The sequence below is a fragment of the Micromonospora sp. NPDC049051 genome (assembly GCF_043197575.1).
Lineage (GTDB): Bacteria > Actinomycetota > Actinomycetes > Mycobacteriales > Micromonosporaceae > Micromonospora.
On the sequence record NZ_JBICTL010000007.1, the window covers coordinates 219,856 to 244,377 of the forward strand.

At 74.6% G+C, this 24,522-nt stretch carries 22 protein-coding genes; 10 read left to right on the forward strand and 12 right to left on the reverse strand.

The window, feature by feature from the left end; genetic code table 11:
- Positions 1-92: 92 nt before the first annotated feature.
- From ACGFIR_RS27240 to ACGFIR_RS27250, 3 genes are read left to right on the forward strand one after another with little or no spacing between them, the layout of a single operon-like run.
- The gene (locus ACGFIR_RS27240) at positions 93-617 is read left to right on the forward strand and encodes a PadR family transcriptional regulator (protein ID WP_393006874.1); all 525 of its coding nucleotides are present in this window, start codon (positions 93-95) and stop codon (positions 615-617) included.
- The gene (locus ACGFIR_RS27245) at positions 614-1,294 is read left to right on the forward strand and encodes an ABC transporter ATP-binding protein (RefSeq protein WP_393006872.1); all 681 of its coding nucleotides are present in this window, start codon (positions 614-616) and stop codon (positions 1,292-1,294) included. Before ACGFIR_RS27240 ends, ACGFIR_RS27245 begins: the two co-directional genes overlap by 4 nt.
- On the forward strand, positions 1,291-3,558 hold the full coding sequence (locus tag ACGFIR_RS27250; RefSeq protein WP_393006870.1) for an FtsX-like permease family protein: 2,268 nt from the start codon (positions 1,291-1,293) through the stop codon (positions 3,556-3,558). Before ACGFIR_RS27245 ends, ACGFIR_RS27250 begins: the two co-directional genes overlap by 4 nt.
- Before the next feature lie 71 nt (positions 3,559-3,629).
- Here the strand turns inward: ACGFIR_RS27250 and ACGFIR_RS27255 are convergent, their stop codons facing one another.
- The 5 genes from ACGFIR_RS27255 to ACGFIR_RS27275 form a co-directional block, all read right to left on the reverse strand.
- Positions 3,630-4,781, reverse strand: a complete 1,152-nt coding sequence (locus ACGFIR_RS27255) for a (Fe-S)-binding protein (protein ID WP_393006868.1) — start codon at positions 4,779-4,781, stop codon at positions 3,630-3,632.
- Positions 4,778-6,163, reverse strand: a complete 1,386-nt coding sequence (locus ACGFIR_RS27260; RefSeq protein ID WP_393147978.1) for an FAD-binding oxidoreductase — start codon at positions 6,161-6,163, stop codon at positions 4,778-4,780. Before ACGFIR_RS27260 ends, ACGFIR_RS27255 begins: the two co-directional genes overlap by 4 nt.
- 187 nt (positions 6,164-6,350) lie before the next feature.
- Complete coding sequence (locus ACGFIR_RS27265) at positions 6,351-7,148, reverse strand: sugar phosphate isomerase/epimerase family protein (protein WP_393148032.1); 798 nt, start codon at positions 7,146-7,148, stop codon at positions 6,351-6,353.
- 174 nt (positions 7,149-7,322) lie between these two features.
- Positions 7,323-8,477: a dihydrodipicolinate synthase family protein gene (locus tag ACGFIR_RS27270; protein WP_393147980.1), complete on the reverse strand. Its 1,155-nt coding sequence runs from the start codon at positions 8,475-8,477 to the stop codon at positions 7,323-7,325.
- 116 nt (positions 8,478-8,593) lie between these two features.
- Complete coding sequence (locus ACGFIR_RS27275) at positions 8,594-9,745, reverse strand: Gfo/Idh/MocA family protein (RefSeq protein WP_393147982.1); 1,152 nt, start codon at positions 9,743-9,745, stop codon at positions 8,594-8,596.
- A 284-nt stretch (positions 9,746-10,029) separates the two neighbouring features.
- Here ACGFIR_RS27275 and ACGFIR_RS27280 point away from each other — a divergent pair, with 284 nt between their 5' ends.
- On the forward strand, positions 10,030-11,076 hold the full coding sequence (locus ACGFIR_RS27280; RefSeq protein WP_393147984.1) for a LacI family DNA-binding transcriptional regulator: 1,047 nt from the start codon (positions 10,030-10,032) through the stop codon (positions 11,074-11,076).
- Positions 11,077-11,228: 152 nt separating this feature from the next.
- Here ACGFIR_RS27280 and ACGFIR_RS27285 read toward each other — a convergent pair whose 3' ends face one another.
- Entirely contained in the window at positions 11,229-12,482 is a 1,254-nt protein-coding gene (locus ACGFIR_RS27285) for a hypothetical protein (RefSeq protein WP_393147986.1), read from the reverse strand.
- Between the two features lie 240 nt (positions 12,483-12,722).
- On the opposite strand from ACGFIR_RS27285, the gene ACGFIR_RS27290 reads away from it, so the two are divergent.
- A complete protein-coding gene (locus ACGFIR_RS27290) occupies positions 12,723-14,276 on the forward strand; it encodes an NAD(P)/FAD-dependent oxidoreductase (protein ID WP_393147988.1) in 1,554 nt (517 codons plus the stop codon).
- A 62-nt stretch (positions 14,277-14,338) separates the two neighbouring features.
- On the opposite strand, the gene ACGFIR_RS27295 is transcribed toward ACGFIR_RS27290, so the two are convergent.
- Positions 14,339-14,989: a hypothetical protein gene (locus tag ACGFIR_RS27295; protein ID WP_393147990.1), complete on the reverse strand. Its 651-nt coding sequence runs from the start codon at positions 14,987-14,989 to the stop codon at positions 14,339-14,341.
- 199 nt (positions 14,990-15,188) lie between these two features.
- On the opposite strand from ACGFIR_RS27295, the gene ACGFIR_RS27300 reads away from it, so the two are divergent.
- Entirely contained in the window at positions 15,189-15,674 is a 486-nt protein-coding gene (locus tag ACGFIR_RS27300) for a GNAT family N-acetyltransferase (RefSeq protein WP_393147992.1), read from the forward strand.
- A 64-nt stretch (positions 15,675-15,738) separates the two neighbouring features.
- Here the strand turns inward: ACGFIR_RS27300 and ACGFIR_RS27305 are convergent, their stop codons facing one another.
- Positions 15,739-16,584 carry a siderophore-interacting protein gene (locus ACGFIR_RS27305; protein ID WP_393008784.1) on the reverse strand — a complete coding sequence of 282 codons (846 nt, stop codon included), beginning with the start codon at positions 16,582-16,584 and terminating at the stop codon, positions 15,739-15,741.
- Positions 16,581-17,618, reverse strand: a complete 1,038-nt coding sequence (locus ACGFIR_RS27310; RefSeq protein ID WP_393147994.1) for an ABC transporter substrate-binding protein — start codon at positions 17,616-17,618, stop codon at positions 16,581-16,583. The genes ACGFIR_RS27305 and ACGFIR_RS27310 overlap by 4 nt, the downstream gene beginning before the upstream one ends.
- Before the next feature lie 92 nt (positions 17,619-17,710).
- On the opposite strand from ACGFIR_RS27310, the gene ACGFIR_RS27315 reads away from it, so the two are divergent.
- Genes ACGFIR_RS27315 through ACGFIR_RS27330 form a run of 4 tightly spaced genes read left to right on the forward strand, consistent with a single transcriptional unit; the run spans position 17,711 to position 21,271 of the window.
- On the forward strand, positions 17,711-18,796 hold the full coding sequence (locus tag ACGFIR_RS27315; protein ID WP_393148034.1) for a FecCD family ABC transporter permease: 1,086 nt from the start codon (positions 17,711-17,713) through the stop codon (positions 18,794-18,796).
- Positions 18,793-19,821: a FecCD family ABC transporter permease gene (locus ACGFIR_RS27320; RefSeq protein ID WP_393008780.1), complete on the forward strand. Its 1,029-nt coding sequence runs from the start codon at positions 18,793-18,795 to the stop codon at positions 19,819-19,821. Before ACGFIR_RS27315 ends, ACGFIR_RS27320 begins: the two co-directional genes overlap by 4 nt.
- A gap of 47 nt (positions 19,822-19,868) precedes the next feature.
- Positions 19,869-20,696: an ABC transporter ATP-binding protein gene (locus ACGFIR_RS27325; protein WP_393008778.1), complete on the forward strand. Its 828-nt coding sequence runs from the start codon at positions 19,869-19,871 to the stop codon at positions 20,694-20,696.
- 8 nt (positions 20,697-20,704) lie between these two features.
- Positions 20,705-21,271 carry a GNAT family N-acetyltransferase gene (locus ACGFIR_RS27330; protein WP_393008776.1) on the forward strand — a complete coding sequence of 189 codons (567 nt, stop codon included), beginning with the start codon at positions 20,705-20,707 and terminating at the stop codon, positions 21,269-21,271.
- Between the two features lie 95 nt (positions 21,272-21,366).
- Here ACGFIR_RS27330 and ACGFIR_RS27335 read toward each other — a convergent pair whose 3' ends face one another.
- From ACGFIR_RS27335 to ribA, 3 genes are all read right to left on the reverse strand, one after another.
- Positions 21,367-22,977 carry a hypothetical protein gene (locus tag ACGFIR_RS27335; protein ID WP_393008774.1) on the reverse strand — a complete coding sequence of 537 codons (1,611 nt, stop codon included), beginning with the start codon at positions 22,975-22,977 and terminating at the stop codon, positions 21,367-21,369.
- Between the two features lie 192 nt (positions 22,978-23,169).
- Positions 23,170-23,862 (reverse strand): RibD family protein, encoded by a 693-nt coding sequence (locus ACGFIR_RS27340; protein WP_393008772.1) that lies wholly within the window; start codon positions 23,860-23,862, stop codon positions 23,170-23,172.
- Positions 23,855-24,514 (reverse strand): GTP cyclohydrolase II, encoded by a 660-nt coding sequence (gene ribA / locus ACGFIR_RS27345; protein WP_393008770.1) that lies wholly within the window; start codon positions 24,512-24,514, stop codon positions 23,855-23,857. Before ribA ends, ACGFIR_RS27340 begins: the two co-directional genes overlap by 8 nt.
- Between the last annotated feature and the right edge of the window lie 8 nt (positions 24,515-24,522).

Sequence of the window (24,522 nt, forward strand, 5' to 3'; positions counted from 1 at the left end):
AGGTTGAGCGGGCACTGTAGTCGGCTCGCGATGGACCAGCGCGGCGCGACCGGTATACACCCGAGGTATACGCGGTGTGTATAGTCCCGGCCATGTCGATCGGACAGACCTTCCTCGGCCTCCTGGAGGCCACTCCCCGCCACGGCTACGACATCAAGCGCCTCTACGACGAGCGCTTCGGCCACGCCCGCCCGCTCGCATACGGGCAGGTCTACGCCACCCTCTCCCGGCTGCTGCGCGGCGGCCTGGTCGAGGTGGACGCCGTCGAGCCGGGCGAGGGCCCGGAGCGCAAGCGGTACGCGATCACCGAGGCCGGTGTCACCGACGTGGCCCAGTGGCTGGCCCGGGCCGAGAAGCCCGAGCCGTACCTGCAGAGCACCCTCTACACCAAGGTGGTGCTGGCCCTGCTGACCGGCCGCCCCGCCGCCGACGTGCTCGACGTGCAGCGCGCCGAGCACCTGCGGATGATGCGCGAGCTGACCCGCCGCAAGCGCGACGGCGACCTCGCCGAGCAGCTGGTCTGCGACCACGCCCTGTTCCATCTGGAGGCCGACCTGCGCTGGCTGGAGCTGACCGCCGCCCGCCTCGACGAGCTGGCCGCGACGGTGCGGTCGTGAGCGCCCCGCTGCTTGTCGCCGAGGACCTGCACCGCTCGTTCGGGCCGACCCGGGCGCTCGCCGGGGCCAGCCTGCGCGTGCACCCGGGCGAGGTGCTGGCGATCATGGGCTCGTCGGGCTCCGGCAAGTCCACCCTGCTGCACTGCCTCGCCGGCATCGCCCGGCCAGACTCCGGCCGCGTGCGCTACGCCGGCCGCGACCTCACCGCGCTGAGCGACGCCGAGCGCAGCGCGCTGCGCCGGGAGGAGTTCGGCTTCATCTTCCAGTTCGGCCAGCTCGTGCCGGAGCTGACCTGCCTGGAGAACGTCGCGCTGCCGCTGCGCCTGGCCCGGGTCGGCCGACGCGACGCCCAGCGGCGGGCCGCCGAGTGGCTGGAGCGCCTGGAGGTCGCCGACGTGGCCGGCAAGCGGCCCGGCGAGGTCTCCGGTGGGCAGGGGCAGCGGGTGGCGGTCGCCCGGGCGCTGGTCAGCCGGCCCCGGGTGGTCTTCGCCGACGAACCCACCGGGGCGCTCGACTCGCTGAACGGCGAGCGGGTCATGCGGCTGCTCACCGCCGCCGCCCGGGACACCGGGGCGGCCGTGGTGCTGGTGACCCACGAGGCGCGGGTCGCCGCGTACTCCGATCGGGAGGTCGTGGTGCGCGACGGGCGCACCCGGGACCTGGAGGTCGCGGCGTGACGCGGCTGCGCGACCGGGCGGCCGACCTGGCGATGGGCGCCCGGATGGCGGTCACCGGCGGGCGCGACGGCTGGCTGCGGGCGGTGCTCACCGCGCTCGGCGTCGGGGTGGGGGTGGCGATGCTGCTGCTCGCCGCCGCCGTGCCCGGCGCGCTGGACGCCCGGCAGGCGCGCGGCGACGCCCGCGACGACCTGCGGATGGGCGAGAAGATCCCGGCCGCCGCGAACACCCTGCTGATCCGGCAGAGCGACACCGAGTTCCGGGGACGGTCGGTGCGGGGCCGGATCGTGCGGCCGGAGGGGCCGGCCGCACCGGTCCCGCCGGGGGTGGGCGCGCTGCCCCGCGCCGGCGAGGTGCTGGTCTCCCCCGCCCTGCGCGACCTGCTCGACTCCGACGACGGCGCGCTGTTCGCGCCCCGGCTGGCCGGCGCCACGGTCGTCGGCGTCATCGGTGCCGAGGGGCTGGCCGGCCCGCGCGAGCTGGCCTACTACCTGGGCAGCGCCACCCTCGCCGCCGACGACGCCATCCGGCTGGACGCGTTCGGTGGCGGGCTGCCCGGCGAGGCCTTCGACCCCGTGCTGGTGGTGCTGGTGGTCGTCATCTTCGTGGTGCTGCTGCTGCCCATCGCGGTCTTCCTCGGCGCGGCCGTGCGGTTCGGCGGGGAGCGGCGCGACCGGCGGCTGGCCGCGCTGCGGCTGATCGGCGCGGACGCCGCGATGATCCGTCGGATCGCCGCCGGGGAGGCCGCCGCCGGCGCGCTGCTCGGCGTCGCGGCCGGCGGTGCGCTCTTCGCGCTCGGCCGGCAGGTGGTGCCGCTGGTCACCCTCATGGACCTCAGCGTGTACGCCGCCGACGTGCGCCCGCCGCTGGCGCTGGTGGCCGCCGTCGTGCTGGCCGTGCCGGCGCTCGCCGTCGTCGTGACGCTGGTGTCGATGCGCGCCGTGCTGGTCGAGCCGCTCGGGGTGACCCGGCGCGCCACCCCGGTGCGCCGCCGGCTGGTGTGGCGGCTGCTGCTGCCCGCCGCCGGGCTCGGGCTGCTGCTCGCCGGCGCCGCCGGGGTCGCGCCGCTGGGCGGCGAGCGGCAGACCGCGGCCGGCGCCGTGCTGCTGCTGGTCGGCGTCGTCACCCTGCTGCCCTGGCTGACCGACCTGCTCGTACGCCGGCTGCGCGGCGGCCCCGTCGCGTGGCAGCTCGCGGTGCGCCGTCTCCAGGTCGACAGCGCCGCCTCGGCACGGCTGGTCAACGGCATCGCGGTCGCCGTGGCGGGCACCATCGGGTTGCAGATGCTCTTCGCCGGCGTCGCCGGCCGGTTCACCTTCGACACCGGCCAGGACACCTCCCGGGCCCAGGTGCAGGTGCAGTTCCTCCCGCGGTCGGACGTGGCGGCGGGGCTGGACCGGCTGGCCGGCGCGCCCGGGGTGACCGCGAGCAACGCCACCCTGGCCACCTCCGTCACGGCCGGCGCGGCGTACGGCACGCTGCGGATCGGCGACTGCGCGGCGCTGGCGGAGTTCGCGCGGCTCGACCGGTGCGCCGACGGCGACGTGTTCCTGGTCCCGGACGCGGAGGGCGAGCCGGTTGGGATCGGTGCGGGCAGCGCGGCCACGGTCGCCGACGGGGTGACCTGGCGGGTGCCGCCCACCGCCCGGGAGGTGCCGGTGCGTCCCGACCCGTCCGGCTACCGGCAGGGCGGGGTGCTGGCCACCCCCGGCGCGGTCGACACCGCCCGGCTGGGCCCGCTGCGCGCCGAGGCGTACCTGCGGCTCGCACCCGACCGGCCGGACGCGGTCGAGCACGTCCGCAACGCCGCCGCCGTCGTCGACCCGTACGCCTCGGTGCTCACGCTGACCGAGAGCCGCCAGGCCAGCCAGTTCGTCAACGTCCAGCGCGGCCTCTACGTCGGCGCGGTGGTCACGCTGCTGCTGATCGGGGCCAGCATGCTGGTCGGCGTACTGGAGCAGTTGCGGGAGCGCCGCCGGCTGCTGGCGATGCTGGTCGCGGTGGGCACCCGCCGCTCCACGCTGAGCTGGTCGGTGCTGTGGCAGAGCGCCGTGCCGGTGGTGATCGGGCTCGCCCTGGCGGTCGTGTTCGGCCTCGGCCTCGGCGCGGCGCTGCTGCGCATGGTGCAGACGCCGGTGACGGTCGCCTGGCCGACGCTGGGCATCTCCACCGGCCTCGGGGCGGCGGTGGTGCTGCTGGTGACGGGGCTCAGCCTGCCGGTGCTGTGGCGGCTCACCCGCCCGGACGGCATCCGTACGGAATGATCCCCGGCCGGGGGTCCGCTCGGGGCCCTCGACCTGTCGGGGCTGCGCCCGGCGGCGGCGCTGCCGCGGGGCTACGGCGACTCGACCCGGGCGAGCAGCTCGGCGAGGTGCACTGCCCGTACGGCCGACCGGCGCCGGCGCAGCCCCGTGCGCAACTGCCGCAGGCAGCCCGGGTTGACCACCACCACCAGGTCCACGCCCGCGGCCTCGATCTCGTCGAGCTTCGCGTCGAGGATCCGGCGGGACTCCTTCGGGCGCAGCAGCGAGTACGTGCCGGCCGCCCCGCAACAGGTGGCCGCCGAGGGCAGCTCCACGTAGTCGGCGACCTGACGCAGCAGCGCCCGGGGCTCGGCGAACACGCCGAGGCCGTTGCGCAGGTGGCAGGAGTCCTGGAGGGCGACCCGGGCGCGCCGCCCGCCGACCCGCAGCTCGGCCCCGGCGGGCCGGTCGGCCAGCCAGGTGGACAGCTCGCGCACCCGCTCGGCGCCGAGCACGGAGGCGAGATGGGCGGCGCAGCCGCCGGAGGTGGTGACGATCGTGCCCGGCAGGTCCGCGCCGAGGCGTTCGGCCAGCCGTTCGCCGCCGGCCAGGTCGCCGTTGTGCGCGTGCAGTGCGCCGCAGCAGCCCTGCGCCGTGGGGACGGCCAGCTCGGGCGCGAGCGCGTGCGCCGCCCGGCTGACCGCCGGGTAGAGCCCCCGCTCGACACAGCCCAGCATCAGGTGCCCGCCTGTGTCAGGCCCGGCGGGGGCGGCGGGCATGGGGGCGGTCGCCGTCGCGGATGCCCCGCCCGGAGCGGGCGTGGGCTGGGCTTGCGTGGCCTGGGCCGGGGTGCCGGCCCGGCCGCGGGCGGCGCGGCGGACGAGGCCGGACAGTCGCAGCAGCCAGCGTTGCTCGACGAACAGCATGAGCGCCCGGGCCACCAGCGGCCGCCGCCAGCCGCGCCACTGGTGCACCCGCCACTGCTCCAGCAGGCTGCCGTACTCGACGCCGGCCGGGCAGACCGGCTCGCAGGCCCGGCAGCCCAGGCAGAACGAGGACTGCTCGGCGAGGGTGGCGTCGTCCGGGGGCAGGGTGCCGTCCTGCAACGCCCGCATCAGCGTGATCCGGCCGCGCGGCGAGGACGCCTCGTCGCCGGTCATCGCGTAAGTGGGGCAGGCCGGCAGGCAGAACCCGCAGGAGATGCAGCGCGACAGCTGCTCCGGATCGAACACGTCACCGGTCATGAGCCGAGCTTTCCGGGGTTGAGGATGCCCGCCGGGTCGAAGGCCGTCTTGATCCGGCGCAGCAGGGCGAGCTGGTCGTCGCCGAGGCGGGCGGCGAGGAACGGCAGCTTCGCCGCCCCCACCCCGTGCTCGCCGGTGATGGTGCCCCCGAGGTCGATGGCGGCGGCGAAGACGTCGGCGAAGGCCGCCTCGGCCCGGCGTACGGCCTCGTGGTCCTCGGCCGAGTCGAGCACGCAGGTGGGGTGCAGGTTGCCGTCGCCGGCGTGGCCGAAGGTGGCGATGGCGACGTCGTGCCGGGCGGCGATGGCGTCGATGCGGTCGACCATCTCGGCGATGCGCGGCCGGGGCACGGTCGCGTCCTCCAGGATGGTCACCCCGCCCCGGCGGGACAGCGCCGGCAGGGCGCAGCGGCGGGCGGCCAGCAGCGCCTCGGCCTGGGCGACCTCGCGGGCCGTGGTCACCTCCACCGCGCCGGCCTCGACGCAGGCGGCGCCGATCCGGTCCAGATGGGCGGCGACGAGGTCGGGTGGGCCGTCGTCGCCGAAGAGCAGCAGGGCACCGGCGTCGGCGCGCAACCCCAGGTGGGCGAAGTCCTCGACGGCGTCGATGCAGGCCCGGTCGAGGAACTCCAGCGTCGCCGGCACCACGCCGGCCCGGATCACCCGGGCGACCGCCTCCCCCGCGTCGGCGAGCGTGGGAAAGTACGCGACGCCGGTGTTCGCCGACGCCGGCGCGGGCAGCAGCGCCACGGTCGCCTCGGTGATCACGGCGAGGGTGCCCTCGGAGCCGGTGAGCAGCCGGGTCAGGTCGTAGCCGGCGACGTCCTTCCACAGCCGGCCACCGGTGCGGATCACCTCGCCGGTGGGCAGCACCGCCTCCAGGCCCAGCACGTAGTTGCGGGTCACGCCGTATTTCAGCCCGCGCAGCCCGCCCGCGCAGGTGGCGATGGTGCCGCCGACGGTGGCGACCGTGCGGCTGCCCGGGTCGGGTGCCCAGAGCAGGCCCCGCGCGGCGGCGGCGTCGGCCAGGGCGGCGCTGGTCACGCCCGGTTGCACCTGGGCGAGCAGCTCGTCGGCGCTGACCTCCAGGATGGCCTTGAGCCGGGTCAGCACCAGCACGATCCCGCCGCGCAGCGGCACGGTCGCGGCGCACAGGTTGGAGCCGGCGCCCCGGGGCACCACGGGCACCCGGTGCCGGGTGGCGAGCGCCAGCACCGCGGCGACCTCGGCGGTGTCGGCCGGGAAGACCACCGCGTCCGGCCGGTGCGAGAAGAGCGGCGTGGCGTCCCGCGCGTACGCCACGAGGTCGCCGGCCGCGTCGTGCACGTGCGACGCACCGACGATGCCGCGCAACTCGGCGAGAACGGTCGCGGACAGCGCCATGCCCACCCTTCCCGGCGCGCCGGCCGCGCCTGTAGGTTTTTGCCGGCCTATGACCGGCTGTCTGGCGACATTTTCCACCGATCATAGAGAGCCGGGCGGGCGAGGTGAAGGGACTCCGGGCTCGCGCCGGTCAGCCGGCCGGTCGATTCGGGCGCGGACAGCATCCGCCGACCGGCCGGGAGCGCCGTCAGGCGACGTGGCGCAGGTATCCCGCGACGGAGGCGTCCAGCACCTCCCGGCCCGGCCGGTCCCACACCTCGGCCGAGAAGACCTCCACCTCGACCGGCCCGGTGTAGCCGGCCGCGTCGACGGCCTCCCGCAGCCGGCGCAGCTCGATGCAGCCGTCGCCGGGCAGGGCCCGGCCGAGCAGCACCCCCTCGGGCAGCGGGGTGACCCAGTCGCACACCTGGAACGCGGCGATCCGCGCCCCTGCGCGGGCGATCTGCGCGTACACCGTGTCGTCCCACCACACGTGGTACGCGTCGACGACGACCCCGACCACGCCCGGGTCGAACCCCTCGGCGATGTCGAGCGCCTGACCGAGGGTGGAGACCACGCAGCGGTCCGCGCAGAACATCGGGTGCAGCGGCTCGATCGCCAGGGTCACCCCTGCCGCGGCGGCGTGCGGGGCCAGCTCGGCGACGGCGTCGGCGACCCGGCGGCGAGCCCCGTCGACGTCCCGGCTGCCCGCCGGCAGCCCGCCGGAGACCAGCACCAGGACCGAGGTGCCGAGGGCGGCGGCCTCCTCGATGGCCCGCAGGTTCTCCTCCCGCCAGCCGTCGGCCGTGAAGAAGCCGCCCCGGCACAGGGACGTGACCTCGAGTCCGGCGTCGCGGACCAGCTTCGCGGCGCGCGCCAGCCCGTAGCCGGCAACCGGCTCCCGCCACAGCCCGATTCCCGGCACGCCGGCCGCGACGCAGCCGGCGACCACCTCGGGCAACGCCCAGTGCTGCGACGTGGCCTGGTTGAACGATAACCGCCGCAGGGCGTCCACGCGGTCCCCCTCCCCGTGTGCGACCGCGGGGCTCGCGGGACCGGCGCTCACTGGGCCGCCTCCGTTCGCGACTGCGGGGCTCGCAAACCCCGCTCACTCCTCGCGCTCACCGAGCCGCCTCCGTTCGCGACTGCGGGGCTCGCAAACCCCGTTCACTCCTCGCGCTCACTGGGGCACCCCCGCCACGGCGAACAGCGCCCGGGCGCGGGCCGCGGCCAGCTCCGCGTCCGGCAACAGCCCGGCGGCGTCGGCGAGGGTGAGCAGGGTGGCCAGGTGCGCCGGCGAGCGGCCGGACTGCGCCCCACCGACCATCGTGAAGTGGTCCTGGTGCCCGGCCAGCCAGGCCAGGAAGACGATGCCCGTCTTGTAGTGCCAGGTCGGGGCCGCGAAGATGTGCCGGGCCAGGGGCACGGTCGGCGCGAAGATCTCCTCGTACGCCGCCGGCTCCCCCCGGTCGAGCGCGGCGAGCGCCGCGGCGGCGGCCGGCGCGATCGCGGCGAACACCCCGAGCAGCGCGTCGGAGTGGCCGTCCGCGTCGCCCCGGATCAGCTCCGGGTAGTGGAAGTCGTCGCCGGTGTAGAGCCGCACCCCGGCGGGCAACCTGCGGCGCAACGCCACCTCACGGTCGGCGTCCAGCAGGGAGACCTTGATCCCGTCCACCCGGGTGTCGTGGGCCTTGATCAGCTCGATGACGGCGTCGGCGGCCTCGTCCAGGTCGGCCGACCCCCAGTAGCCCGCCAACGCCGGGTCGAACATCGGGCCGAGCCAGTGCAGCACCACCGGCCCGTCGGCGGCGGCCAGCAGTTCGTCGTACACCCGCAGGTAGTCCTCCGGGCCCCGGGCGGCGGCGGCCAGGTGGCGGCTGCACATCAGCACCGGACGGGCCCCGGCGGCCCGCACGTCGTCGAGCTGCTCGCGGTAGGCGCGGGCCACCTCGGCGAGGGTCGCCGGGCCGGGCGGAAGCTGGTCCGTGCCGACCCCGGCGACGATCCGCCCACCGACCGCGCGCGCCTCGGCGGCGCTGCGCCGGATCAGCTCGCGGGTGGCCGGGTAGTCCAGCCCCATGCCGCGCTGCGCGGTGTCCATCGCCTCGGCCACCCCGAAGCCGTACGACCACAGGTGGTGCCGAAAGGCCAGGGTGCGCTCCCAGTCGAGCACCGCCGGGGCGCCCGGGACGTTCTCCGCCGCCGGATCGGCCACCACGTGCGCGGCGGCGTACGCGATCCGGCTGGCGGGCGGCCCGGCGGGGCGCGGAAAGCCGGCACCCCCGCGCAGCCGGTACCGCCGCCCACCGGGCAGCACCACGTCGGCGGCGCTCACAGGTCCGCCTTCCGTTCGCGACTGCGGGGCTCGCAAGCCCGGCTCACTCCTCGCGCTCACAGGTCCGCCTTCCGTTCGCGACTGCGGGGCTCGCAGACCCGGCTCACTCCTCGCGCTCACAGGTCCAGCTCCGGGATGGCCAGCCGGACGCCCTCGCACGCCGAGCGCAGGCCCAGCTCGGCGAGCTGCACGCCGCGCGCGCCGGCCAGGAAGTCCCACGGGAACGGCTCGTTCGCCACGACGTGCCGCAGGAACGCCTCCCACTGCACCTTGAAGCCGTTGTCGAACTCCTCGTTGTCCGGCACCTCCGTCCACTGTGACCGGAAGGGCTCGGTGACCGGCAGGTCGGGGTTCCACACCGGCTTCGGGGTGACCGCCCGGTGCTGCACCCGGCAGCTGCGCAGCCCGGCCACGGCGCTGCCCTCGGTGCCGTCGACCTGGAACTCGACCAGCTCGTCACGGTGCACCCGCACGCACCACGAGGAGTTGAGCTGCGCGACCACGCCGCCGTCGAGCTCGAAGATGCCGTACGCGGCGTCGTCGGCGGTCGCCGGGTAGCTGCGCCCCGCCTCGTCGACCCGCTGCGGCACGTGCGTCGCGGTGACACAGGAGACCGTCCGCACCCTGCCGAAGAGCTCCTCCAGCACGTACTGCCAGTGCGGGAACATGTCCACGACGATGCCGCCGCCGTCCTCGCTGCGGTAGTTCCAGGACGGGCGCTGGGCCGGCTGCCAGTCGCCCTCGAAGACCCAGTAGCCGAACTCGCCCCGCACCGACAGGATCCGCCCGAAGAAGCCGCCGTCGATGAGCCGCTTGAGCTTGCGCAGCCCGGGCAGGAAGAGCTTGTCCTGCACCACCCCCGTACGCACGCCGGCGGCACGCGCCGCCCGGGCCAGGTCCAGGGCGCCCTCGGTGTCCTCGGCCAGGGGCTTCTCGGTGTAGACGTGCTTGCCGGCCTCCAGCGCCCGCCGGATCGCCTTCTCGCGCTGCTGGGTGACCTGGGCGTCGAAGTAGACCTCGACGTCGTCGCGGGCCAGCGCGGCGCTCAGGTCGGTCGTCCAGTCGGTCAGCCCGTGCCGCTCGGCGATCTCGCGGAGCCTGCTCTCGCTGCGGCCGACCAGGACGGGCTCGGGCCAGATCGACGTGCCGTCGGCCAGTGGCACGCCGCCCTGCTCACGGATGGCGAGCAGGGAGCGCACCAGGTGCTGCCGGTAGCCCATCCGGCCGGTGACGCCGTTGACGATGATGCCTATCGACCTGCGGGTCATGGTGTTCCTTCCCTCCACGGGCGCCGCCGGCCGAAACGGGGGCGGGCGGCGACCTGTTCCACGCTGCGCCACCGCCGGGAGGCCCCCTGCGGCAGATCTCAGGCAAGCGCTTTCCTGGGCAGCGTAGGGAACGTCTCCCGCCTCAGGCAAGAGGCAGTCCGGCCCGTCGCGCGGCAGGGCGTCGCGCCGCCGGGCACCGGAGCGGGCAAGGGCTTTCGCTGCGGTACGGTGACGGATGGCCGGCACCGGGGCGCGGCCGTCGACAAGCGACCGAGGGGGCGGCAGTGGCGACCCTGTCCGACGTGGCCCGGCGGGCGAGGGTCTCGCCCGCGACCGCCTCCCGGGTGATCAACGGCAGCAGCAAGCCCGTCACCGAGGAGCTTCGCGAGCGCGTGCTGCGCGCCGTCGCCGAGCTGCAGTACGTGCCGAACGCGCACGCCCAACTGCTGGCCCGCGCGCACCGGGTGGCGGTCGGCGTCATCGTGCACGACGTCTCCGATCCGTACTTCGCCGAGATCACCCGGGGCCTGCAACGGGTCGCCACCGACCAGGGCCGGCTGCTGACGATCTGCAACAGCTACCGCGACCCCGACCGCGAGCTGGAGTACGTCGAACTGCTGCGCGGCCAGCAGGTCGCCGCGATCATCCTGGCCGGCTCGGGCTACCACGACGCCACCTTCACCCGACTGCTCAACGAGAAGCTCGCCGCGTACGAGGCGACCGGCGGACGGGTCGCGGTCATCGGCCGGCACGAGCACTCGGGCGACGCCGTGATGCCGGACAACCGCGCCGGCGGCCGGCTGATCGGCGCGGAGCTGTACGAGCTGGGGCACCGGGAGATCGGGGTGATCGCCGGGCCGGCGGTGCTCACCACCACCACCGACCGGCTCACCGGGCTGCGGGAGTCCCTCGCCGCGCACGGGCTGAGCCTGCCCGAGCACCGCGTACGCCACGCGGAGTTCGACCGCGACGGCGGCGTCGCGGCCACCGCCGCCCTGCTGGACGCGGACCCCGGGCTGACCGCCATCGTGGCGCTCAACGACTCGATGGCCATCGGCGCGCTGGCGCTGCTGCGCTCCCGGTCGGTGGCCGTGCCCCGGCAGGTCTCGGTCATCGGCTTCGACGACATGCCGATCGCCCGGGACGTCACCCCGGCGCTGACCACCGTCCGGCTGCCCCTGGTCGAGATGGGGGCCCGCGCGATGTCGCTGGCGCTCGACCCGGGGGCGGCAACGCCCCGCGTCGAGATCCTGCCCGCCGAGGTGGTGCGCCGCGACAGCACCGGCCCGGCCCCTGAGGCCGCCCCGGCGCGGCCCGGCGTGCCCGGCTGAGCCCGGGCACCGGCCTCGACACCCAACTTCTGCGGCCCTGGCCCGGCCGGGACCGGCGCGTCAGCCGGCTGACGCGCCGGGGGCGAGATGGTGCTCGGGCGCAACCTGCGGACCGGGAAGGGGGCCGTGGGCGGGCGGGGAGCCGTGGGCGGTCAGATGATGAAGTGGGTCCAGTAGGCGAGCCAGGTGACGAAGAGCGCGCCCTGGAGCAGGGCCAGGGCGGCGGTCAGCCAGGCGTCGGCGCCGGCCTGGCGGGCCCACCGGGCCAGCACGAGACCGACCGGGAAGACGGCGATCAGGTAGCGCAGCAGGCTCTTGTACACGGGCGGGCCCATCGACAGCGGCACCAGGACCATGGTCAGCCCGTACACGAGGTAGGGCAGCCCGAGCCGGCGGGCGCCCGCGAGCAGCACCACCAGCACGAGCACGGCGATCCACACCCGCAGGGCGTCGCGGGACGGGCTGTCGGTCAGGCCGTGCCAGAGCACCGCCAGCGGATTCTGCACGCGGATGCCCCAACCCGTCTCCTGGGCGCGCTTGTAGGCGAACCAGTCGCCGCTCTGCCACCGGCAGAACGCCATGAAGGTCAGCCAGCCGGCGGGCAGCAGCACCAGCGGCCAGCCCTGGCGCACGTACGACCACCAGGCGCGCGGGCCCAGCCGGTAGCCGTGCTGGCGCAGCAGCACCAGGGCCAGCGGGAGCACGACGAAGAACCCGACCGAGCGACTCAACGCCAGGAAGAAGCCGACGACACCCACGAGCAGCCAGCGGCGCCGCTCGGCGTAGTGGAAGGCGGCCAGCGCGAGGCAGAGGAACAGCGACTCGGTCAGCGCCGCCTGGAACAGGAACCCGGCCGGCAGCAGCACCAGGTAGCGCACGAACCGGCGGGCCGAGGCGTCGTCGCCGAGCAGCCGCTCGCCCAGCCGGTGGGCGTAGAAGAGCATCAGCAGGAACGCGACGTTGGCCACCAGCAGCAGCGCCAGCGCGGTGTCGCCGCCCAGCAGCGGGGCCAACGGACGGGCCAGGAACGGATAGAGCAGGGGGAAGCCGAAGTCGCGCCACGGCTCGTCGAGCGGGAGCCGGGCGAGGTGGTCGTAGAGGAAGGAGTCCCAGGCGAACCAGAGCGCGAGCGCACGGTGCCCGGAGACCGCCCGCTGCTGCTCGCGCATCATCGTCTCGTCCGGCGGGGGCGCCCAGGGCACCTCGTCGAAGGCGCTCAGCGCGAGCACCCCGACGACGCTGAGCACGATCTTCGTACCGAGGAAGACACCGACGACGTACAGCCAGGGCGCCGGCACCCGCCCGGCGGCCCCCGCCACCGCCCGCCGCAGGTCGTGCCCGCGCCCGGCCAGCCCGGCGGACACCGTGCGCCACCGCCGGTGCGCGACGGCCCGCCCTGTCTCCATCACGCGTCTCCCGATCCGGCCGCCCGACCGGTGCCACATCCCCGTTCCGGGGCCGTTGACACGTCGCCGCCCGGTGACACCTCACCGTGCTTCGCCCCTGGGTCGACCGGGCGCCGGGGCGTCACGGGAACGCCGCCGACGATCCGGCGCGGCGGGGGCGGGACGGGAATCCGGGGGTGAGTTCCGGCCGGCACCGGGTAAGCGGGCGCCTCCGGAAGGCGGAAGCGGGAGGCGACGGGCATGGGCGAAGAGCGCGGCACGGTGGTCATCGGCGCGGGGCCGGCGGGCCTGACCGCGGCGTACGAGCTGCTGCGGCGGGACAGCCCGGTCCGGGTGTTCGAGGCCGACGAGGTGGTGGGCGGGATCAGCCGCACCGTCGAGCGCGACGGGTGGCGCTTCGACATCGGCGGGCACCGGTTCTTCACCAAGGTGGCCCGGGTCGAGGAGTTCTGGCACGAGATCCTGCCCGACGAGGACTTCCTGCTGCGGCCCCGGATGAGCCGGATCTACTACCGGGGCGCCCTGTTCGACTACCCGCTGAGCGCGGCGAACGCCCTGCGCAACCTCGGCGTGCGGGAGGCCGTGCTGTGCATGGGCTCGTACGCGCGCGCCCGGCTACGCCCGCCGAAGGACCAGTCGCACTTCGAGGGCTGGGTCTCGGCCCGGTTCGGCTGGCGGCTGTACTCGATGTTCTTCAAGACGTACACGGAGAAGGTCTGGGGGATGCCGGCCGACCGGTTGCAGGCCGACTGGGCGGCGCAGCGGATCAAGAACCTGTCGCTGGCGAAGGCCGTCCGCAACGCGGTGCTGCCCCGACGCAACCGCAAGGACGTGACCAGCCTGATCGAGGAGTTCCAGTACCCGAGGCTCGGCCCCGGCATGATGTGGGAGCGCTGCGCCGAGGAGGTCCGCCAACGCGGCGGCCGGGTGGACACCGGCACCTGGGTGACCGCCGTGCACCGCGACCCGGAGCGCCGCCGGGCCGTCGCCGTGACCGTCGACGGGGCCGGCGGGCAGCGCACCGAGCCGGCCGCGCACGTCGTCTCCTCGATGCCGATCTCCGAGCTGGTCGCCGCGCTGCGCCCGGCCGCCCCGCCGGAGGTGCTGGCCGCCGCCGCCGACCTGCGGTACCGGGACTTCCTGACCGTCGCGCTGGTGGTGCCGGAGGAGTTCTCGTTCCCGGACAACTGGATCTACGTGCACGACCCGGCCGTGAAGGTCGGCCGGATCCAGAACTTCGGCTCCTGGTCACCGCACCTGGTCAAGGACGGCCGCACCTGCCTCGGCCTGGAGTACTTCGTGTTCGCCGACGACGAGACCTGGCGTACGCCGGACGCCGAGCTGGTCGCCGCCGCGACGGCCGAGCTGGAGCGGCTCGGCCTGGTCCGGCCGGGGGTGGTCGAGGCCGGGTACGTGGTGCGGATGCCGAAGGCGTACCCGGTCTACGACGAGCGCTACCAGCGCAACGTCGACGTGATCCGGGAGTGGCTGGCCCGCGAGGTGCCCAACGTGCACCCGGTGGGACGCAACGGCATGCACCGCTACAACAACCAGGACCACTCGATGCTGACGGCCATGCTCACCGCCGAGAACATCGCCTGCGGCACCCACCACGACGTGTGGTCGGTCAACGTGGAACAGGACTACCACGAGGAGTCGCGCCACGACGGCGACGGCCACCGGGGCACCGGCCGGGACGCGCCCGTCGTACCGGCCCCACCCGCCGTCGCGATCGGCACGACGCTCGACGGGGCCGCCCGTCCCGACCGGCCCGCCCAGATACCCCTCGGCTGAGCCGTCCGGCCGGCGACGGGGCACACCGGTCCGGACAGCCGAAGCGCCCGGAGGTGGCCCGCCTAGTCGTCCTGACGCTTGTCGGTGACGACCTGATAGAGCCCCACGGCCACTCCACCAAGCGTCAGGAGCAGGGAGAGGACCGCCCAACCGACACCTATCTTGTCGTCGGTGAAGATGGAGGCATAGGCGTACACACCGAAGAGGATCGGGGACAGAACGAGGGCCAGGAACTGAACGAGGAAGTCCTTCCCCCTCCACTTCGCCGTCTGCTCGTCGAGGAGGCCCGGAATGACGTAGATGAAGAAGCCCCCCGCTGACATGGGGACCATCCCGAGTTCCGCCTCATGCCACTTCGGCATCCACTGGCGGAGCAGCTCGGAGTACAGCTCCTCCAGATACATCATCGCGATGGAGATGGAGATCGCCCGGGCGATCGCCAGGGAGACGAACACGGGAATCAGCAGGCGGAACATCGAGAAGTCCTGGACCTTCACATTGAAGATCTCCGCCTCCGTCAGGTTGCCGTGCGAGAGCAGCACGAATATCGCGCACGCGAGGATGACGCTCAGGAAACTGCGGTCGATCTTGCGGTTCAGGTTCTCGAAGCTCTCCCTGAGGCCGGTCATGTACACGCGTACGTCCTCGCGCTCCATGCCCTCCTGCGCCAGGAAGAGTTCGACGCGCTCAGCAACACTGCGCTCATTCACCATGGCGCCCCTCGACAGCTGGCTCTGATCTTCAGCGAGAGTAGGCCCCCGCCTCAAGGGGCGACACCGAGGACCTCGGCCGCCCGGTTGTCGACAGTCGGGTATCCGCCCTCGGGCAGCGCTGCCGACGACCTCGGCGGTGAGCGCACGGCCAGCCGGAATCGCCTTGCCGCCCGGCCGGGCCGTCCCTAGCATCCGCCGGGTGCGGATCCGCGAGTTCCACGAACCGGACTGGGCCCAGGTGTGGCCGATCATCCAGGAGGTGGTCCGGGCCCGGGAGACCTTCCCCTACGACCCGGAGCTGACCGCCGAGCAGGCGTACGACATGTGGGTGGAGACCGCGCCCGGCCGGACGGTGGTCGCGGTCGACGGCGACGTGGTGCTGGGCACCGCGAAGATGGGCACCAACCGCCCCGGGCCGGGCTCGCACGTGGCCACCGCGAGCTTCATGGTGGCCCGCGAGGCGCGCGGGCGTGGCGTGGGCACCGCGCTGTGCCGGCACGCCGTCGACTGGGCCCGCGAGCGGGGGTACGCCGGCATGCAGTTCAACGCGGTCGTGGCGAGCAACGCCGCCGCCGTGCGGCTGTACCGGCGGGAGGGGTTCGCCGTGGTGGGCACCGTGCCCGGCGCGTTCCGCCACCCGGTCGTCGGCCGGGTGGGCCTGCACGTCATGTACCGCGAGTTCTGAGCGACCGCGCAGACGCCGCACGTCGCGTCCCGACGGGGTGGGACGCGACGTGCGGCGGGCACTGTCAGGCGGCGGCCCTGACGGCGGCCTCGGCGCGCAGGTCCTCCTCGGAGGCACCCCGGCGCCAGTAGCCGGAGAAGGTGACGTGCCGGCGGTTCAGGCCGCGCTCGCCGACGAGGTGCCGGCGTACGGACCGCACCATCGAGGACTCGCCGGCGATCCAGGCGTACGGCGTGCCGGCCGGCAGCCGGGCGGCACGTACCGCGTCCGCCAGCAGGCTGCTGCCGGGGGCGGTGCCGCCGCGCACGATCCAGCGCACCTCGGCCCGCGCCTCGGTGGGCAGTTCCTGGATGTCCGCCGCGTCGGGGACCTCGATCCAGGCCTGCACCGGGGTGCCGGCCGGCAGCCAGGCCAGGATCCCGGCGGCGGCCGGCAGCCCGGTCTCGTCGGCCACCAGCATGACGGAGTCGGTGCCGACCGGCGGGCGGAAGCAGACGCTGCGGTTGTCGTGCACGGCCGGACCGAGCAGCACCACCCGGTCGCCCGGCAGGGCGTGCCGGGCCCAGCGGGAGGCGGGGCCGGTGTCGCCGTGGCTGACGAAGTCGATGTCCACCTCGGCCAGCTCGGGACGCTGCTCCCGGATCGTGTAGGACCGCATCACCGCGCGCACGTCGGGGTCCATGGCCCGGTAGGCCCCGAACCAGTCGCCGCCCGCCTCGACGGGGAGCACCGGTTCGGGCTGGCCGGGGTGCGGCAGGAACAACGAGACGCTCTGGTCCCGGCCGCCGCCGGCGAAGTCGACCAGCTCCGGCCCGCCGAGGGTCACCCGGACCAGGGAGGCCCCGACGCGGCGGGCGCCGACGACCTGCGCGGCGAAGAAGCGGTACTGGACGGCGACGGCGGTGGTCATGCCGTGACCTTCTTCGCGCCCTTGATGGCGGTGGCCAGGTTCTCCAGCAGTGGCGCGGCGCCGGCGTACGAGAAGCGGGGCACCGCGTCCCACGCGGCGATCTGGTTGGCCTTGACCGCCGGCAGCTGCTGCCAGGTCGGCTTGGCGGCCAGGTCCTTGGGCTGCAGGGCGGTGCTGCGGTTGTCCAGCAGGAGCAGGTCGGCCGGGAACTTGCCCGCGTTCTCCCAGCTCAGCGCCTCGAAGTAGTCGCCGGCCTCCAGCTTGGTGGGTACGACGATGTCGACACCCAGCTCGGCGAAGTACATCAGGTCGGTGCTGACCTTGGGGTTCGAGGCGTAGAACAGGTCGGGGCTGCCGGAGCAGGCGAGCATCTTGATGCCCGGGTTCGCCTTGACCGCCTGGCGGACCGACTCGGCGGCGGCCTCGAAGCGGGCCTTGGCGTCGGTGACCTTCTTGGCGGACAGGTCGGCGCCGAGGGACTCCGCGAGCTGCGCGTACCGTTCGATCGGCTTGGTCATCGGCACCCGGGCGGTGGTCACGGTGACGGTGGGGGCGAGCGGCAGGATCTTGTCCTTGCTCTCGTCCGGCACGTACCAGAAGGCGCCCGGGTCGTACATGTGGGTGACGAGCAGTTCGGGCCGCAGGGCGGCGTACTTCTCCAGGTTGAACTCGCCCCAGACGTTGCCGAGGATCTCCACGGACTCGATGTTGAGGTCGCCGGCCTGCGGGTCCTTGCTGCCGTCGGCGAGCTTCGTCTCGCCGAACACCCCGACGATCTGCTTGTCGAGCCCGAAGTCGACGAGCGCGGCGGCGACCCCCGTGAAGGCGACCACCCGGGCCGGCCGGGTGGGGGCGCTCACCTTCTCGTTACGGTCGTCGGTGAACGACCACGGCCCTTCGGAGCCCTTGGCGGCGGGGGTGGCGGAGTCCTCGTCCCCGCCGCAGCCGGCGAGCAGGGCTGCCAGGGTGGCGGCGCCACCGGCGGCGAGCAGGCCCCGGCGGGAGAGGCGGCGGGCGGACACGGGATGCGACATGGCGGTGTCTTTCGATCAGGGGTCGGGCGAATGACCATGGACAGCGGGGTTAGGTTAACCTAACCTAAACGGCTGTCAAGTCCCGTTCGGAAATCCGCACCACATCGGAGCCCACACTGTCCGCCACCCTCTCCCCCCGCGTCGGAGCCCCGCCGGCCCCACCGGAACCGCCGGCGGTGCGCCGGCCCGGCCGGGCCGCGCTGCGGGCCGCCGGCCTCGCGGCGTCGGTGCTGCTGCTCGCGGCCGTCGCGATGCTCAGCATCGCCGTGGGCGCCAAGCAGCTCCCCCTCACCGACGTGTGGCAGGGCCTGCTGTACCACGACGCCACGGAGTACGCCGTCGTGCACCACATGCGGCTGCCGCGTACGCTGCTCGGCCTGCTCGCCGGGTCGGCGCTCGGCGTCGCCGGGGCGGTGATGCAGGCGCTGACCCGCAACCCGCTCGCCGATCCCGGCCTGCTCGGCATCAACGCCGGCGCCTCGGCGGCGGTGGCCACCGGGGCGCTGCTGTTCGGCATCGGCGGCGTCGGCGGTCAGGTGTGGTTCGCGCTGCTCGGCGCGGCGGCCGTGACCGCCGCCGTGTACGCCGTCGGCGGCGGACGCGGGGCGACCCCCGCCCGGCTGGCGCTGGCCGGCGCGGCCCTCAACGCCACCCTCTACTCGTACGTCAGCGCGGTCATGCTGATGGACGCGGCCTCGCTGGAGCGGCTGCGGTTCTGGACGGTCGGCTCGCTGGCCAGTGCCGAACCGTCGACCGTACGCACGGTCGCCCCGTTCATGGCGGCGGGCCTGCTGATCGCCCTGGCCGTCGCACGGCCCCTCAACGCCCTGGCGCTCGGCGACGACGCGGCGCGCGCCCTCGGCGCCCGGCCCGCACTCATCCGGGGCACCGTCATCGCGGCGATCACGCTGCTCTGCGGCGCCGCCACCGCCGCCTGCGGGCCGATCGTCTTCGTCGGGTTGCTGGTGCCGCACCTGGTCCGCGCGCTCACCGGTCCGGATCTGCGCTGGCTGCTGCCGTACAGCGCGGTGCTGGCGCCCGTGCTGCTGCTCGGCGCCGACGTGCTGGGACGGGTGCTGAGCCGCCCCGGCGAGCTCCAGGTCGGGCTCGTCACCGCCGTGGCGGGCGGGCCGCTCTTCCTCTGGCTGGTGCTGCGGGGGCGGGTGGCCCACCCGTGATCACCCTCCGTTTCGGCGACAGCCTGTCCCTGCGGCTGCGTCCCCGCGCCATCGCCGTCGGCGTCGCCTGCGTGCTGCTGGCCCTGGCGCTGAGCGTGCTCGCCATCGGCAGCGGCGACTACCCGATGAGCCCCGCCGACGTGCTGCGCGCCCTCACCGGCCGGGGCACCCCGGCCGAGGAGTTCATCGTCACCGAGCTGCGGCTGCCCCGGGTGGTCACCGCGCTCTGCGTCGGCGCCGCGCTGGCGCTGGCCGGCGCCGTCTTCCAGTCGCTGGTACGCAACCCGCTGGGCAGCCCCGACATGCTCGGCTTCACCCAGGGCGCGGCGACCGGGGCCCTGGTCGTGGTGGTGCTCGGCGGCAGCAGCCTGGCGCTGGCCTCCTCGGCGGTGGTCGGCGGGCTGGTCACCGGCGCGCTGGTCTACGGGCTGTCCTGGCGCCGCGGCGTGCACGGCTACCGGCTGATCCTGGTCGGCATCGGCACCATGGCGATCCTCACCGGGGTCAACGGCTGGCTGCTCACCCGGGCCCCGCTGATGGACGCCGCCCGCGCCGTGCTCTGGCTCACCGGCAGCCTCGACGGGCGCGGCTGGTCGAACGCGCTGCCCCTGCTGTTCGCGCTGGCGGTGCTGGTGCCGCTCCTGCTGGTCGGCTACGGGCCGGCGATGCGGCTGGTCGAGATGGGCGACGACAGCGCCGCCGCCCTCGGCGTACGCGTGGAGCGGCTGCGGCTGGTCGTGCTCGCGGCGGCGGTGCTGCTGGTCTCCCTGGCGGCGGCCGGCGCCGGCCCGGTGAACTTCGTGGCTCTCACCGCGCCGCACCTCGCGCGGCGGCTGACCCGGGCCCCGGGGCCGAACCTGCTGCCCTCGGCGGCCGTCGGGGCCGTCCTCCTGGTCGGCGCCGACCAGCTCGCGCTGCGGGCCTTCCCCGGCCACCAGCTGCCGGTCGGCGTGGTGACCGGCGTGCTCGGCGGCGCCTACCTGGTCTGGCTGTTGGCCACCGAACGCCGGGCCGGCCGGCTGTGACCGGGCACGACCGACGGCCCACCCACGACGAGATCGGAGCACCGAGCATGACGTCCCGGCTGAGCGGCACCGCGATGACCCTCGCCTACGAGCGGCGGACCATCGCGCAGGACCTGACCGTCGAGGTGCCCGATCGGTCCTTCACGGTCATCATCGGCCCCAACGCCTGCGGCAAGTCGACCCTGCTGCGGGCCCTGTCCCGGCTGCTGAAGCCGGCCGCCGGGGCGGTGCTGCTCGACGGCGAGGACATCCACCGGATGCCGGCGCGGGGCGTCGCGCGCACCCTCGGCCTGCTGCCGCAGACGTCCGTCGCGCCGGACGGCATCGGCGTCGCCGAACTCGTCGCCCGCGGCCGGTACCCGCACCAGGGGCTGCTGCGGCAGTGGTCGCGTGAGGACGAGCGGGTGGTCGCCCAGTCGATGGCCGCCACCGGCGTGGCCGACCTGGCCGACCGGCCCGTCGACGAGCTCTCCGGCGGGCAGCGGCAGCGGGTGTGGATCGCCATGGCGCTGGCCCAGCAGACCCCCCTGCTGCTGCTCGACGAGCCGACCACCTACCTGGACATCGCCCACCAGATCGAGGTCCTCGACCTGTGCGCCCGGCTGCACGAGGAGCAGGGCCGCACGCTGGTGGCGGTGCTGCACGACCTCAACCACGCCGCCCGTTACGCCACGCACCTGATCGCGATGCGCGAGGGGCAGGTGGTGGCGGCCGGGGCGCCCCGGGAGGTGGTGACGGCCGAACTGGTCGGGGAGGTCTTCGGGCTGCCCTGCCGGGTGATCGACGACCCGGAGACCGGCACCCCCCTGGTCGTCCCCGCCGCCCGCCGCAGGGCCGCCGCGAGCGTCCCGCCGATCACCGCCGCCGCGAAGTGAGGGACCCGATGCGTGAGCCCGTCCGCACCTACCACCAGGACGTCGACGGCTTCGGCCGGGTGACGATCCGTCCCCTCGACCCCGACACCGACATCGACCTGATCCACTCCTGGGCCAGCCAGGAACGCGCCCGGTTCTGGGGCATGCGCGAGGCCGGGCGGGAGCGGGTCGAGGAGATCTACCGCTACCTCGACTCGCTGTCCACCCACCACGCGTGGCTGACCCACCGCGACGGGCGGCCGGTCGCGCTGTTCCAGACGTACGAGCCGGCCGCCGACCCGGTCGGCGAGTGCTACCCGGTCCAGCCCGGCGACCACGGGGCCCACCTGCTGATCGGTCCGGCCGACACGGCCGAGCGGGGCTTCACCGGCACGCTGTTGCGGGTGTTCCTCGACTTCGTCTTCGCCGACCCGCGACACCGGCGCGTCGTGATGGAGCCGGACGCGCTCAACGAGAAGGCGGTGAACCGGCTGCTGCGCACCGGGTTCGTCGCCGGGCCGCTGATCGACCTCGACGGCAAGCGGGCCCGGCTGCTCTTCCTCGACCGGGAGACGTTCGAGGCCGGCCGGCCCTGACCGCGCGACGACCGCCGGGTCCTCGCGGATCGGGCAGGCGGTCGGGTCGCGATCCGCGTTCCCCGGGCGGGTGCCCGCCCGGGGAACGCCGGGGCTCAGCCGCCCGGTCGCAGCACCCGGCCCGGGCCGGCGACGTTGTCCGCCGCGGCCTGGCTGCGCTGGGTGCCGGTGACGCAGACGTCGTCGCCGAGGAAGGCCTCCCGCCACACGTAGCCGGCGACGCAGGTGTGCGGGCCGTACGGGCCGTTGACCCAGCGGCTCGCGGCGACGGAGTTGTCGGCGAGCACCTGGGAGCGGGTCGCCCCGGTGACGCAGACGTAGTCGGACTGGTCGGCGTCGCGCCAGACGTATCCGCTGACGCAGGTGTTCGGCCCGGAGACCAGGCGCGCCGGGTTGCGGCGGCTCGCCGCGGCGGCGTTGTCCGAGGCGGCCTGGGTGCGCTGCGCGCCGGTGACGCAGACGTCGTCCCCGGCGTACGCCTCACGCCACACGTAGCCCGAGATGCAGGTGTGCGGGCCGTACGCGCCGTTGGTCCAGCGGCTCGGGGCCGCCGCGTTGTCCGCCCAGACCTGGCTGCGGGTGGCCCCGGTGACGCAGACCAGGTCGCCCGGCCGGGCCTCCCGCCAGACGTACCCCTGCAGGCAGCGGTCGACCACGTCGGTGGTGACGGTGACGGTCGCGGCGTTGCCGGACACCGAGTTCACGCTGACCTGCACGCCGTTGGCGTTGATCGACTGGGCCGGGCCACCGCCGGGCCCGGTACGCAGCAGCGTGGGCGTGCCGTTGCGGACCTCGTGCAGCAGGACCGTGTCGGCCGGGATGCCGGCGCTCCAGCCGGTCTTCCGGCGGAACTCCACCGTGTAGTAGTGGAAGAGGTCGGCCGGGTCGAACGGGATCCGCACCAGCAGCGGCCCGCTCGCCGACGGCACCTCCAGCGGGGCCAGCGTGATGCTGCGCGAGCCGACCCCGTCGGCGGCCATCGTGAACACCCGGTTCTTCGGCAGCCAGCCCAGCTCGTCGCGGTGGAAGGCGTTGAGCCCGACCGCGCTCGTGCCGTAGTTCGCGGTCGCGAAGGCGTAGATGTGCATGGCGCTCATCTCGTCCCAGGGGTCGTCGTACTCCCCCGGCTGGGACCACGGCGCGTTCTGGTAGGTGGTGTCGTTGGAGAACGAGTGCCCCAGGTTGTAGCCGTGCAGCATCTCGTGGGCGGCGAAGCCCACGTTCCAGGCGCCCGGGTCGAGCAGCACCCGTCCGCCGGCGGCACCGGAGTCGACCCAGTCGTTGAGCATGACGGCGGTACGGTGTCCGGCGGGCACGGTGTAGCCGTTGGCGGCGGCGGTGTCGACGCAGCGCTGGATGCGGGTGCCGCGGTCGATCGACTGGAACTGCGTCAGGGTGTACGACATCGTGTACCAGCCCCGTACCGCCGAGCCGGCCAGCGACACCCGGCCGCCGGACTGGTCGGCCAGGTAGTCCGCCACTCCCGAGGTGCCGAGGCCGGCGTCGGTGAGGAAGTTGGCGAAGAACGACGGCGTCTTCGGCTCGGCCGGCTTGTCGCTGAACTTGCAGAGCAGCACCGACCAGGGGGTGTTGTTGCGGATCGGGCTGGCCGCCGCCGGTCCCGTCGCCGCCACCACCGTCCCGAGGACGGCGCAGCTGAGCGCCACGGTCGCCGTGGCGACCCGGCGCAGGAGGTTGGATCCCACTCGTACTCTCCGTTTCCGTCGGCCCGCACGGCGCGGGCCAGTGGGAGACATCTGAGCACCGTTCGCAACCACCCCGATGCGGTGAGTCACATTGGCGACGGGCAGGAATCCGACTCGCCCGCCGCCGGGCGGTCGACCCTGCCGGCAGCCCGCCGCGCACTCCCAGGTCAGGCGCTCGCCGAGGGCGCCCGCTCAGGCCGCGTCGCAGCGCTCCGAGAGCGCGTAGCGGACCAGCACGACGTCCCCGATCTGGCGGGTCTCCGCCACCCTGGCCCGGCGGCCGGGGTGCCAGGGGAACCGCCCGTCGCCGACGAACCGGGGCGCCCGCCGGTCGCCGACGAAGAACGGGGCCAGGACCAGGTGCAGCTCGTCGGCGAGGCCGGCGGTGAGGAACTGCCCCAGCACGCTCGCCCCGCCCTCCACCATCAGCCGGCCCACCCCCCGCTCGGCGAGATCCGCCACCGCCCACGCCGGGTCCACCGGCTCGCCCGCGTCCACCACGGTGGCCCGGCCGGCCAGCCGCTCCCCCGTCTTCCCCACCGCCGGGGTGGCACAGTAGACGATCCGCTCGGTGTCTCCCGTGGTGAAGAAGCGGGCCGCCGGGTCCAGGTCGCCGCAGCCGGTCACCGTCACCCTCGTCGGCGAGGCGGGCAGCCCCCGCGCGACACGGTCGGCGCGGCGCCGCGCGGAGCGGACCAGCAGCCGGGGGTCGTCGCGGCGGACCGTGCCCGCGCCGACCAGGATCGCGTCGCAGCCGGCCCGCACCTCGTCGACCCGGTCCAGGTCGGCCTCGTTGGACAGCAGCAGCCGCTGCCCGCTGGCGTCGTCGAGGTAGCCGTCGAGCGACGTCGCGCAGCTGAGCAGCACGTACGGGCGCTCAGTCATGGACGAAGGGCAGGTCGAGGGCGTGCCCGCCACGCCCGGCCTTGGCCGCCAGGTAGCCGGCGTTCGCCTCGGACAGGTGCACCCCGGTGGGTACGCGCGTGGCGACCGCGACCCCGAGCCGGGCCAACTGTGCCGCCTTGTCCGGGTTGTTGCTCAGCAGGGCGATCCGGTCCACGCCCAGGGCGGCGAGCATCTGCGCGGCCACCGTGTAGTCCCGCTCGTCGGGCCGGTGCCCCAGCGCCAGGTTCGCCTCGTACGTGTCCAGCCCCGCGTCCTGCAACGCGTACGCGTCGAGCTTGGCGTACAGGCCGATGCCGCGTCCCTCCTGCCGCAGGTAGAGCAGGTAGCCGCCGGCGACGGCGATGCGTTCGACCGCCTCGCGCAGTTGGGGGCCGCAGTCGCAGCGCCGGCTGCCGAACACGTCGCCGGTCAGGCACTCGCTGTGCGGGCGGACCAGTGGCGGCGAGGAGCGGTGTGGCGCGCCGCCGTCGGCGGGTCCGACCCGGTCGCCGAGGCCGAACGCGAGGTGCTCCCGGCCGTCGGCGAGGTTGTGGAAGGAGAACACGCGGGCGGTGGTGTGGTATCCGTCGGGGAACCGCAGCGGCACCGTGACCTGCGTACGGACGGTGGCGGCGGGCGGCGCTTCGGACATCGGGCTCC

Excerpts from the sequence above, each read along its gene's own strand:
- ACGFIR_RS27240 (WP_393006874.1), top strand. The coding sequence starts at position 93 with ATGTCGATCGGACAGACCTTCCTCGGCCTCCTGGAGGCCACTCCCCGC.
- ACGFIR_RS27255 (WP_393006868.1), bottom strand. The coding sequence starts at position 4,781 with ATGACCGGTGACGTGTTCGATCCGGAGCAGCTGTCGCGCTGCATCTCC.
- ACGFIR_RS27260 (WP_393147978.1), bottom strand. The coding sequence starts at position 6,163 with ATGGCGCTGTCCGCGACCGTTCTCGCCGAGTTGCGCGGCATCGTCGGT.
- ACGFIR_RS27275 (WP_393147982.1), bottom strand. The coding sequence starts at position 9,745 with ATGACCCGCAGGTCGATAGGCATCATCGTCAACGGCGTCACCGGCCGG.
- ACGFIR_RS27285 (WP_393147986.1), bottom strand. The coding sequence starts at position 12,482 with ATGGAGACAGGGCGGGCCGTCGCGCACCGGCGGTGGCGCACGGTGTCC.
- ACGFIR_RS27290 (WP_393147988.1), top strand. The coding sequence starts at position 12,723 with ATGGGCGAAGAGCGCGGCACGGTGGTCATCGGCGCGGGGCCGGCGGGC.
- ACGFIR_RS27295 (WP_393147990.1), bottom strand. The coding sequence starts at position 14,989 with ATGGTGAATGAGCGCAGTGTTGCTGAGCGCGTCGAACTCTTCCTGGCG.
- ACGFIR_RS27305 (WP_393008784.1), bottom strand. The coding sequence starts at position 16,584 with ATGACCACCGCCGTCGCCGTCCAGTACCGCTTCTTCGCCGCGCAGGTC.
- ACGFIR_RS27310 (WP_393147994.1), bottom strand. The coding sequence starts at position 17,618 with ATGTCGCATCCCGTGTCCGCCCGCCGCCTCTCCCGCCGGGGCCTGCTC.
- ACGFIR_RS27325 (WP_393008778.1), top strand. The coding sequence starts at position 19,869 with ATGACGTCCCGGCTGAGCGGCACCGCGATGACCCTCGCCTACGAGCGG.
- ACGFIR_RS27330 (WP_393008776.1), top strand. The coding sequence starts at position 20,705 with ATGCGTGAGCCCGTCCGCACCTACCACCAGGACGTCGACGGCTTCGGC.
- ACGFIR_RS27340 (WP_393008772.1), bottom strand. The coding sequence starts at position 23,862 with ATGACTGAGCGCCCGTACGTGCTGCTCAGCTGCGCGACGTCGCTCGAC.
- ribA (WP_393008770.1), bottom strand. The coding sequence starts at position 24,514 with ATGTCCGAAGCGCCGCCCGCCGCCACCGTCCGTACGCAGGTCACGGTG.